The sequence below is a fragment of the Dyella sp. AD56 genome (genome assembly GCF_002878475.1).
In the GTDB taxonomy this organism is placed as follows: domain Bacteria; phylum Pseudomonadota; class Gammaproteobacteria; order Xanthomonadales; family Rhodanobacteraceae; genus Dyella.
The window spans coordinates 138151-149370 of sequence record NZ_NRDP01000012.1; the positions used below are offsets into that span (position 1 = coordinate 138151).

At 64.4% G+C, this 11220-nt stretch carries 8 protein-coding genes; 7 read left to right on the forward strand and 1 reads right to left on the reverse strand.

What is annotated here, in order from left to right; translation table 11 throughout:
• Positions 1-124 precede the first annotated feature (124 nt).
• Positions 125-784 (forward strand): outer membrane lipoprotein chaperone LolA, encoded by a 660-nt coding sequence (gene lolA, locus DyAD56_RS10550; RefSeq protein ID WP_102302723.1) that lies wholly within the window; start codon positions 125-127, stop codon positions 782-784.
• A 7-nt stretch (positions 785-791) separates the two neighbouring features.
• Positions 792-1454 carry a YoaK family protein gene (locus tag DyAD56_RS10555; protein WP_102302724.1) on the forward strand — a complete coding sequence of 221 codons (663 nt, stop codon included), beginning with the start codon at positions 792-794 and terminating at the stop codon, positions 1452-1454.
• A gap of 10 nt (positions 1455-1464) precedes the next feature.
• On the opposite strand, the gene DyAD56_RS10560 is transcribed toward DyAD56_RS10555, so the two are convergent.
• Entirely contained in the window at positions 1465-4563 is a 3099-nt protein-coding gene (locus DyAD56_RS10560) for a ligand-binding sensor domain-containing diguanylate cyclase (RefSeq protein WP_233202374.1), read from the reverse strand.
• 169 nt (positions 4564-4732) lie between these two features.
• Between DyAD56_RS10560 and DyAD56_RS10565 the strand changes: the two genes are divergently transcribed.
• The 5 genes from DyAD56_RS10565 (at position 4733) to DyAD56_RS23895 (ending at position 11208) form a co-directional block, all read left to right on the forward strand.
• On the forward strand, positions 4733-5116 hold the full coding sequence (locus DyAD56_RS10565) for a hypothetical protein (protein WP_102302726.1): 384 nt from the start codon (positions 4733-4735) through the stop codon (positions 5114-5116).
• Positions 5117-5181: 65 nt separating this feature from the next.
• On the forward strand, positions 5182-6450 hold the full coding sequence (locus tag DyAD56_RS10570; RefSeq protein ID WP_102302727.1) for a TolC family protein: 1269 nt from the start codon (positions 5182-5184) through the stop codon (positions 6448-6450).
• On the forward strand, positions 6447-7529 hold the full coding sequence (locus DyAD56_RS10575) for an efflux RND transporter periplasmic adaptor subunit (RefSeq protein ID WP_102302728.1): 1083 nt from the start codon (positions 6447-6449) through the stop codon (positions 7527-7529). Before DyAD56_RS10570 ends, DyAD56_RS10575 begins: the two co-directional genes overlap by 4 nt.
• Positions 7529-10633 carry a CusA/CzcA family heavy metal efflux RND transporter gene (locus DyAD56_RS10580; RefSeq protein ID WP_102302729.1) on the forward strand — a complete coding sequence of 1035 codons (3105 nt, stop codon included), beginning with the start codon at positions 7529-7531 and terminating at the stop codon, positions 10631-10633. Before DyAD56_RS10575 ends, DyAD56_RS10580 begins: the two co-directional genes overlap by 1 nt.
• Positions 10634-10752: 119 nt before the next feature.
• Positions 10753-11208 carry a hypothetical protein gene (locus DyAD56_RS23895; protein WP_158241310.1) on the forward strand — a complete coding sequence of 152 codons (456 nt, stop codon included), beginning with the start codon at positions 10753-10755 and terminating at the stop codon, positions 11206-11208.
• Positions 11209-11220: the final 12 nt, after the last annotated feature.

The following is an 11220-nucleotide window of genomic DNA, read 5'->3' on the forward strand; positions in this document are numbered from 1 at the left end:
TGCTCGTCACTCCGGCCTGCGCCGGAATGACGAGCAAAAGAGGCTGACGGCTTGTGATCTAGCGGCTTGTCATTAAGCCTCGACCCCTCAAAATTCACTTGTCCGCCTCCTATCCAAGGCACCCATGAAACGCTTACTTCTTCTCGCCACTGCCGCGCTTGCGCTTTCCGTCAGCAGTCTCGCCATGGCCGCTGGCCCGGCGCGCAGCAAACTCGATGCCTTCACCAACGGCATGCATTCGCTGACCGGCAACTTCTCGCAGACTCTGAAGGACGCCAACGGCAACGCCGGCAAGCCCAGCAACGGCACGCTGGCGCTCGAGGCGCCGCGTCAGTTCCGCTGGGAAACATTGGCGCCGTCCAAGCAGACCATCGTGGCCGACGGCAGCCGTGTGTGGCTGTACGACCCGGATTTGGAGCAGGTGACGGTACGCGTGCAGAGCTCGGAGGAGTCGCATAGTCCGCTGACCGTGCTTACCGACGTGAAGCAGATGGACAAGGACTTCAACGCGGTCGAGCAGGGTGATCACGATGGCCTGAGCTGGCTGCGCCTGACCTCCAAGGCGAAGGATCCGCAGTTCGACTACGCCGATCTCGGTTTCGATGCCAACGGCCTGGCGCGCATGGTCTTCCGCGACCAGTTGGGCGCTGTCACCGACATCCGCTTCTCCGACTGGCGTCGCAACGTGGCGATTCCGCCGGAAACCTTTAACTTCGTGCCGCCGCCGGGCACCGATGTGATCGGCGATGCGCCGGTGATCCAAACGCAGCCGATCAAGAACTGACCGGGACATGCTGCGCCAGCTGCCGCGCTGGGCCTGGGTGGGCGGTGGCCTGCTCGCGCTTATCGCAGGCAGCATCAACACGGTGGGGTACTTGTGTTTCCGGCATCAGCCGATCACCCATCTCACCGGCACGAGCACTGAATTAGGGATTGCGCTGGCGCGGCTCGATGCCGCCGAAGTCCTGCACTGGGGCTTTGTGATCGCCGCCTTCCTGTTTGGCGCCGTGCTTAGCGGTTTCATCGTGCAGCAGCGCACGCTGCAATTGGGTCGCCGGTACGGCGTGGTGCTGATGCTGGAGTCGCTGCTGCTGTTCGTGGCGACACCGCTGATTCACCGCGAAAGTGATCTGGGTCTTTACTTCGCTTCCATGGCGTGCGGGCTGCAGAACGCCATGGTCAGTACGTACAGCGGCGCGACGCTGCGCACCACGCATCTATCGGGCATCTTCACCGATCTGGGCATCTATCTCGGCCAGCGCTTGCGTGGCCTCGATGTGGACATGTTGCGCATCCACGTCTGCCTGTTGGTGGCTACCTGCTTTATCGTCGGCGCGACGGTGGGCGCGCTGGGTTTTTCAGTGATACAAGAGCGCGTCTTGCTGGTGCCGGCGACGTTGACTGGCGTCGTGGGTCTGGGCTACGCCATCTACCGACACCGACACTTCGGTTGAGCCATGCGCCTCAGCGCGCAGCGACGCAGCGATTGCGGCCGCCATGCTTGGCTTCGTACAGCGCACCGTCGGCGCGGGTCAGCCATTGCGATAGGGTTTCTCCCGCGCGATACGCAGCCACGCCAATGCTGACCGTGACCACGATGGTCTGCCCGTCATGGATCAGTGGTTGCTCCGCCAGCGCGCTGCGAATGCGTTCCGCGGCCACCATGCCTTGTTCCAGGGTGCTTGCGGGCAGGCAGGCCAGCAGCTCCTCGCCGCCGTAGCGGCCGATGATGTCGGTGTCGCGACTCTGCTCCTGCATGATGCGGCAGGCGTGGCGGATCACGGCGTCGCCGGCGAGGTGGCCGTAGGTATCGTTGATTCGCTTGAAGCGGTCCAGGTCGAGCAGGGCGATGCAGGCCTGGCCGTCCGGGCTTTGCGCGCGCACTTCCTCGGCTAGCTCCAAAAGTCGCCGCCGGTTGCATGCGCCGGTGAGCGCATCGGTATTGGCCAGTTCGTCCAGTCGCTTGTTGGCGACCAGTAGATCCTGCGTGCGCAGATCGATCTGGTGTTGCAGTTGCCTGGCTTGTCGGCGCAGATAGAGGGTGCGCAACTGGATGACGCCGACGATCGCCACGAGGGCCAGGATGCCGGCGGCGACCAGTGCCTGGATGGTCTCGTACCAGCGCGGTTCGACATTGACGTCGACGGTCGACTCGATCAGGTGCGGCTGCATGCCGTGCGTCTGCGCGCGCAGACGCAGCTTGTAATCGCCGTGGGGCAGGTTGGTGTAGATCGCCGTAGGCAGGCCGCCGTGGGGAATGTCGATCCAGTCCTCGTCAAAGCCCTCCATGCGGTAGCTGTAGCTGGTCTCCGGCGGGGCCTCGTAATCGAGCAGGGCAAAATCCACGCGCAGGCTGCGATTGCGCGAGCGTATGGCCAGCGACTCACCGTTCCGGGGCAGCCTGCCAAAGGCCAGTGGTGCGCCGTTGACCGCCGCATAGGTGATGGCCAGTGCGGCATCGGGTTCGTCACGGGGCTGCCATGACGGGCGCACGACAGTGAGCCCGCCCAGCCCGCCGAACATCAGCTCGCCACCCGGCGCGCGCGCCGCTGCCGCGTAGACGTAGCTGGAGATGCGTAGGCCGTCGCGCACGCCGAGGGTGTGCACGGTATGGGTATTGGCGTCGATCATCGCCAGGCCGTTGGGCAGGCTCACCCATGGATTGCCGTAATCGTCCGGCTGTACGGCGTTGACGTTTTCGCTGGGCAGTCCGTTGGCTACGCCGATGGTGGTGAACCGGTAAGGATCATCCGCGCTGCGTGGCTGCAGTATGGCCAGGCCTCCATAAGTGCCAACGAGCAGGTTGCCTTGCGGGTCCATGGCGATGGAGCTGGCGAGGTTGTTCGGCAGGCTGGTGTTGTCGCCAGGGCGATGGAGCAGGTTTTCGAAGTTGCGAGTCTGCAGCGGACTGGTCGCGATGCTGATGCCTCGTCCGGTCACGTACCAAATGTCGTCGTCGATCCGCGCAATACGGCGCACCGTGTCGCTTGCGAGGCTGCCGGTGTCGTTGGCATCGTGGTTGAAATGCGCCAACGCCCGCGTATGCGTGTCGTAGCGGTAGACGCCGTCGTAGGTGGCGATCAGCAGGTGGTCGTCATCGGGCAGCAGGTGCAACACCGGCTTGTCGTCCATCTCCGGAATGGCCGAGCCGTGGACGGCCAGCGTGTCGGGGTCGATTTTCGCCAAGCCCTGCGTGCCGACCCAGATGGTGCCATCCGGCATTTCGGTGAATGCCTGCACGTCGCGGCGTGTCTGCACGCCATTGAGCTCAAGATGACGAATGGCGCCGGCGGAAAGGTCGATGACGTCGATGCGCCCGGAGCTCATGCCCAGCCATATGCGCTGGCGGCTGTCCACGAAGATGCCGCGTACGTTGGTGTTCGCCAGCGACCGATCATCGCTGGTCGATGGCTGCAGCGCGAACGCCTTGCGGGCATCGGGGTCGTAGCGCGCCACGCCAAGGTCGGTGGCGACCCATACATTCCCCGAGTTGTCCTGCAGCAGGTCGCGCACCGAATCGCCGGGAAGCGAGGAGGGTCGGGCGGTGTCATGGGCGACAGCATGCAAAGTGCCTGCGTTCACCTCATAGGCGAGCACGCCGTCGCCATCCGTGGCGATCCAGATCGTGTCGCTCGCCATTTCGGTGAAGGCCCGCACGGTGGCGCGACGCGCGTGATCGCGCTGGTAGCCGCTGAAGCCGGCAATGGCGTGCCAATGGCCCGCGGCATCCCGATAGGTCGCGCCGGATTGCGTGCTGCCAACCCATAGCCGACCCTCGCGGTCTTCGAGCAGAGCCCAGATGCCGTCGCTCAGCACTGCATCGACATTGCTGTCATTCGCGGGGTGCTCAGCGCGCGCGAAGTGGGTGTCGCCGGCATGACGAACGAACAGGCCACTGTTGTTGCCAGCCCACAGGTTGCCCTCGCGATCCTGCAGAATGCTGAAGCTGCGCGGCGACATGCCGTCGCTCAACGGCACCGCCGTGATGCGATTGTTGGTGAGGTCCAGATAGTCGATGCCGCGTTCCGTGGCGATCCATACACCGCGGCTACCGTCCGGCGCCATGGCGTAGATCTTCCTGTCGCTGGTGCCGCCACGACCCACCGGGTAATTGTGGAAGGTGTTGTCGAGCGGATTGAGGCGGCTCAGGCCGCCCGCATTAGTGCCCACCAGCAGGCCGCCATCTGGCAACGTGAGCAGGCAGCGCACATAGGCGTCGGGAATGTCGGCTTTGCCGCCTGCGGCCGTGAAGACCTGCATGCGATAGCCGTCGTAGCGCACCAGGCCAGAAAGTGTGCCGATCCAGATCAGTCCACGCCGATCCTGCTCGAGCGTGGTGGTGATGGAGTGCGGCAGGCCGTCGTTGACCCCGATCCGATCGAACCAGGGTGCATCGAACGGCGCCCACGGGTCCTTGTCGCTGCCCAGGCACAGCGCCGGCAGGATCAGCAGGCATAGCAGCGCCACCATCCGCGCCGCATTCCATCGCGAACGATGGGCGCCGAAGAACGTCGCGCTTTCCTGGACAACCTGCTTGCTTGCTCGCCCCAGCCGTTGCGCCACTTGCGGACTCCACCCCCGACTACGCCGCGACATGATAGCCACGGCGATGGCCGTCATAGTGCAGAAATATGCGTATTTCCTGCACGAGGTGCGTTCGGGTGGCGTCACGAACGTGTCACGCCACGAATGAAATTGTCTAACACGTGGCTTGTTCCTTAGCATTCGGCCTATGTCACCCCGTTCCCTGCCACTGCTGAGTCGCCTGCGCCGCCATCGTGGCCTGTGGGTATTGGTAGTGGCTGTGCTGCTGATCAAGCTGGTCAGCGGCTCGGTGTGCCTCGCCGATGGCGGCGAGCGCGACACCTTTCGGGCGCAGGCGCAAGCCGCCGTGGCCATGTCGATCGAGGCCGCCTCCGCGACCCAGGGGGCCGATGCCGACTGCCTGCTAGGCGAAGGTGAGTCCTGTCATTGCGCCTGTGCGCATGCCGCCACGTTGCCCGTTTCCATCGCACTGGCCGTGGGCGTGCCTGAGGCATCGTTCGCCATCCCGTCCATTGACGCAGGTCGCGTGCCCGACGCGACGCGCTCGCTTCTGCGCCCACCCATCGCCTGACAACGACCGCCTGACGTGCGCCCTCACGGGCGCATTCGCTGTGATCGTTTTCAGGAGATTTTTCCATGTCTTTTCTACGTGCAGCCCTCGTGGGGGCTGCCTGCTTGTTGTGCGCCGCGACCGTTGTGGCTTCGCCCGGCGACGGCGCGACGACGCCCGTCGCCGCTTCGCCGCTCCAGGGCGCCGTGCGTGCCATATGGGGCGCGAGTCCCGACGTCCAGGCCGCCCGTGCCGACGTCGAGGCCGCGCAGGCGCGGGTTCGCGCGGCGTCGCAACCTGTTTACAACCCGTCGTTGTCGCTCGATGCCGAGAACGCCGACGTTGACCGCCGCACCGCCGGCCTTTCGCTACCACTGGATCTGTCAGGCAAGCGTCGTGCGCGCACCTCGCAGGCGGATGCCGAATGGCGCAGTCGCGAGGCGTCCTATGAGCTCCTGCGCAGGGATGTCGCATCACGCTGGTTGAAGGCCTGGTCTGGCGCTGCGCTGGCGGGCCGTCAGCGTGAGCTGGGTGCGCATCGTGTTGAACTGATGCGCCGTTTTGATGCGCTGGCCGCGGAACGCCTGGCAGTGGGTGACATCAGCAGTCCTGAGCGCGATCTGGCAGCGCTGGCCTTGGGTGAAGCCCAGATCCAGCAGGCGTCGCTGGCGGGCAATGAGGCGGCGACGCTCGCGTCGCTCGAAGCCATTGCCGGTGATGAGGTGAAGTCACCGCCACCTTTGCCGGCAGGGCTGCCGCCGCTGTCGAACAGCATTGTGCCGCTATCAATGGATGACCGGCCCGAGCTGCTCAAAGCGCGGGCCGATGAGGCGGCTGCACAGGCTGGTATCGATGTGGCCAGGCGCGCACGTATTCCCGATCCCACCGTCAGCCTTACGGGTGGCCGCGTCCGCACCGGCGCAACGACCGATCAAGTGATAGGTCTGAGCGTGACCATTCCACTGCCCGTACTCAACAGCGGCCGCGCCGAGGTCGACGCGGCACTCGCTGAGGCGGGTGCGGCTGCGGCGACCGTGCGCTCCCGGCAACTGGCGAGTCGCGCATCACTGCGCGAGGCCCAGGCGCGCTATGACGCACTGCGCGACTCAGGGTTGGCCTTTAGCCAAGGGCGTGCCGCCGCCTTCGACGATCGCGCCGCCTTGCTCGAAAAGCTCTGGCGAGCAGGGGAGATCAGCACCTCCGACTACCTCGTCCAGCTCAAGCAGAGCCTGGACACCGCGCTTTCCGCGCTCACCCTCGAAAGCCAGGCCTGGCAGGCCTGGTTCGACTACCTCACCGCTGCCGGCCGCCTGACGGACTGGCTCGACGGCCGCACACAGGAAGCTGCTCCATGATTCGCCTATCCATCTACGCTGCCTGCGCGCTGGCGTTGGCCGTCTCCGCCGCGAACGTCTCGGCGCAACAGGCGGGGAATCCGCTCGCGCTCGATGCTCGCGCCGTGCAGGAGGCAGGCATTGTCGTTTCAAGACTGACCGCCCGCGAGCTTGCCGACGAGATCAAGTCACCGGGCGAAGTGAAGGTTGATGCCTATTCGACCGTGCTGGTGTCACCACGCATTGAATCGATGGTGTTGTCGCGCAAGGTGAAGCTCGGCGACGTGGTGAAAGCGGGTCAGCCGCTGGTCGTGCTGTCCAGTGTGCAAGTCGCGGAAACACAGGGCGCGCTCATCGTGGCCGAGCAGGAATGGCGGCGCGTGTCCTCGTTGGGGTCGCAGGCGGTGTCCGGGCGCCGCTATACCGAAGTGCAGGTGCAGCGGGATCAGGCCCGCGCACGGCTGCGCGCCTATGGTCTGTCCGACGGGCAGATTCAGGGCGTCTTGCGTGCGGGTTCGGCGAAAGCGGATGGAAGTTACGAACTGCTTGCGCCCACCGATGGGCGCATTACCACCGACTCGTTCCTCGTGGGTGAGCGGGTCGATGCGGGGCGCATGTTGTTCACGCTGGTGAAAGAAGACTCAGTATGGGTGGAGGCGCGCATGCCGCCAGCCGAGGCCGAGCGCGTCGCGCAAGGCAATGCGGCGCGCGTTCTGATTCACGGGCAGAGCTTGCCTGGCAAGGTGGTGCAACGCTCACACCAGACCGATGAAAAGACCCGTACTGTGCCCGTGCGCATTGCGGTGGACAACAGCCGCGACCTGCTGCATCCCGGCGAGTTGGTCGATGCGCGCATCGCGGTGGGTGGTCGCTCTGTGCTCGCCGTTCCGGCGGAATCGGTGGTGCTGTTGCAAAACCAATCCACCGTTTTCGTCACCAGCGGAAATGGCGCGTTTGAGCCGACAGCGGTGGACGCCGGTGAAACGCGCGACGGCTGGGTGGAGATACGCCAGGGCCTGAAGCCCGGTGCTTCCTATGTGAGCAAGGGCGCCTTTGCACTCAAGGCGCGCTTGTTGCGCTCGCAGTTGGGAGAAGAGTGATGCTGGCCCGTCTTGTTGAACTCTCGCTGCGTTACAAGCTGCTTGTCATCATCGCGTTTCTCGTTGTGGGCGTGCTCGGTTATCAGGCCGTGCGCAAGCTACCCATCGATGCCTTTCCTGACGTGACGCCTGTGCAGGTGAATGTGTACACCGAAGCGGCGGGCCTTGCCGCCGAAGATGTGGAGCAACTGCTCACCACGCCGGTGGAGTCGGCGCTGGCCGGCTTGCCCAAGGTGGAAGAAGTGCGCTCGGTGAGCCTGTTTGGCCTGTCCTATGTCTCCGTGTATTTCAGCGACGACATGGACATCTACTTTGCTCGCCAACTGGTCAACGAACGTTTGCAACAGGTGGGCGACCGGTTGCCTGCCGGCTATGGAAAACCAGAAATGGGGCCGAACACCTCGGGCCTGGGGCAGGTGTTCTGGTACACGGTGGAGCGCGCTGACGATGCATTGAAAGGCGCGCCTGATGACCGTGCACTGCGCACCCTGCAGGATTGGTCCATCCGCCTGATGCTGCGCACCGCACCCGGTGTGGACGACGTCACCTCGTGGGGCGGTCAAGAGAAGCAGTACCAAGTGCGCATCGATCCCATGAAGCTTATTGCGCATGGATTGGGCTTCAAGAGCGTCATCGAGGCATTGCAGGCCAATAACGCTCAGGTAGGTGGCAATTTCGTCGACGTAGGGCGCGAGCAATACCTCGTGCGTGGACTGGGATTGGTGCAGAACGCCCGGGACATCGGCCAGATCGTACTGAAGACCGAGGACGGCACGCCGGTCTACGTACGCGATGTGGCCACAGTGGAAGAAGCTGGTGCGCCGCGTACTGGCGCCGTCACCCGCGATGGCAAAGAAGTGGTGATGGGGCAGGCGTTGGCACGCATCGGCGAAAACGCGAAAAGCGTGGTCGATGCGGTGAAGGCCAAGCTGGATACGGTGCGGCAAGCGTTGCCGGAAGGCGTGGTGGTCAAGCCGGTGTACGAGCGTACCGACCTGGTGAACAAGGCGGTGGGTACGGCCGTGCGTGCGCTGGTGGAAGGCTCCATCCTTGTCGCCATTGTGCTGTTCTTGTTCCTTGGCGAATTCCGCAGCGCGCTGGTAGTGGTCGTTGCCTTGCCGCTGGCCATGCTGATTGCTTTTATCTGCATGGAGCAGGCGGGGTTGTCGGCCAATCTGATGTCGCTGGCAGGCCTCGCCATCGGCATCGGCATGATGGTGGACGGCGCCGTGGTGATGGTGGAAAACGCCTTCCGCATCATGGCCGAGCGCAAGGCGCACGGCCTGCCGGTAGATCGCAGTGCTGCCGTGCTGGCAGCGGCGCGCGAAGTGGCCACGCCTATCACGTTCGCCATCGTCATTATCATCGTGGTGTTCCTGCCCCTGTTTAGCCTGCAAGGGCTGGAAGGCAAGATGTTCAAGCCGATGGCGTTCAACATCAGCTTTGCGATGGCGGGTTCGCTGTTGCTCGCCCTGACGCTGATCCCCGTGCTTGCCGCACTGGTGCTCAAGCCGAAGGAAGAGCGTGACACGCGGCTTGTGGCTTTCCTAAAGAAACACTACGGCACCGTGCTGGCCTGGTCTCTGCGCCGGCGCGGGCTGGTGTTGGGCGTTGCGGGCGGCGCTTTGCTCGGCAGCCTTGCGCTGTTCCCGTTCCTGGGCAAAGAGTTCATGCCCAATCTGAAGGAGGGCGCCATCATGTGGCGCATCACGTCCATTCCTTCCGCGTCGCTCGACGAGTCCATCGAGATCTCGCGGCAAGTCGCTGAGCGCATCAAGGCATCGTTCCCGGAGGTGGATACCACGCTGGCCATGATCGGCCGTGCCGAGAAGGGCGAGACGGCGGACGTGAACTATATGGAGGTGTATACGCCACTGAAGCCGCGCGAGCAGTGGCGCAAGGGGCAAACGCTGGAGAGCATCGAGACGGATATGCAGCGTGAACTGTCCGATGCTTTGCCAACGGCCGTAGTGAGCTACACCCAGCCGATCCAGATGCGTATCGAAGAGCTGATCTCGGGCGTGCGCGCCACGCTGGCGCTCAAGCTCTATGGCGACGACCTAGGCGAGCTCGATCGCCAGAGTGCACGCATCAAGGACGTGTTGGGTGGCGTGCCGGGCGTAGCGGATCTGGCGCTGGAAGCCAATCTGGGCAAGCCACAGATACGCATCCGCGTGGATCGCGAGGCATTGGCGCGTTATGGCCTGAATGCGGATGACGTGTTCACCGTGGTGCGCAACGGCATTGGCGGGGAGCCCGTCACCACGCTGATCGATGGCGTGAAGCGCTTCGACATCGCGGTGCGTCTGGACGATGCGGACAAGCGCTCCATGCAGGCCATCCAGCGTATCCCGATCCAGTCTCCGGGCGGCGCCATTGTGCAGCTCTCGCAGGTGGCCGAGGTAACAGAGGCCGAAGGGTATTCCTTTATCCGTCGCGAACAGTTGCAGCGCTATGCGGTGATCCAGATGGACGTGCGCGGCCGCGATATCGATGGCTTCGTGCAGGAGGCAAATGCAGCCATCGCGCAGAAAGTGAAACTGCCCGCCGGCTACTACACCGAGTGGGGTGGGGCGTTCGAGAACCAGCAGCGCGCATTGAAGCGTCTGTCATTGATCGTGCCGGCCACCATCTTCTTCATCTTTATCCTGCTCTATACGGCGTTTAACTCGATGAAGTACGCGGCGCTTATCCTCGCCAATGTGCCGTTCGCCACCATTGGCGGCATCGTGGCGTTGGCAGTCACGGGGCAGTACCTGTCCGTGCCCTCGGCGATCGGCTTTATCGCCGTGTTTGGCGTGGCGATGCTCAACGGCATCGTGCTGGTGAGCTTCCTCAACGAGCAGCGCGCCAAGGGAATGAGCGTGCGTGACGCGGTGGTGCGCGGCACGGCCTTGCGCCTGCGGCCGGTATTGATGACGGCCAGCGTGGCCATCCTGGGGCTGGTACCTATGCTGCTCTCCAGTGGTGTGGGCGCGGAAACCCAGCGGCCCCTGGCTACGGTGGTGGTGGGTGGCCTGATCACCTCCACCCTGCTCACCTTGTTGCTGCTTCCTGTGCTGTACGACTGGATGGAACAGCGTGCGGAACGGCGTCAAATGTAGGAAATATCTGATAGTCGTGACGTACATCGCCCGTAGCATGCGTCCCTCGCGTCTTGGCGCCTAGTCGGCCATGGCACACTTGGGGTGTAACGCCCCCTGGTGGGCGGAGATGGACAGGCATGATCTTTCTATGGATGGTGATTGGTGCGGTGCTGGGCGGGCTGGTGTCATCAGCCAGCCTGGCCGGCATCGCGGGTGGTGCGGCGGTAGGACTGCTCTGGGGCAGGCAGATGGAGCTGTCCCGTGAGCTGGGGCGCATCCGCCAGCAACTGACGGCGGCCAAGCCGGCACAGCCTGTCCCGGCCGCTCAGTCGGAGCAGGCACCCGCCGAGCGGCCATGGATGACCGCCCAGGAGGCCCGCGAGGCTCTGCACGAGCCGGTGCCGCCCGTGGCGCCGCCGGTCGCGGCGGTGTCGCGTCCGCCCGTCCAGGACGTGGAGGTTCCGCCACCGGTACCGTCCTTGGAACCCGCGCCGCGGCCGATCGCGCCGCCGACGCCCGCCTTCGTCCAGGCGGGCTTCCAGGCTCTTGTAGAGTTGGCGTCCGAGAACATGTTGGCGGGCATCAGCGTGTAGTTGAACGAGCGC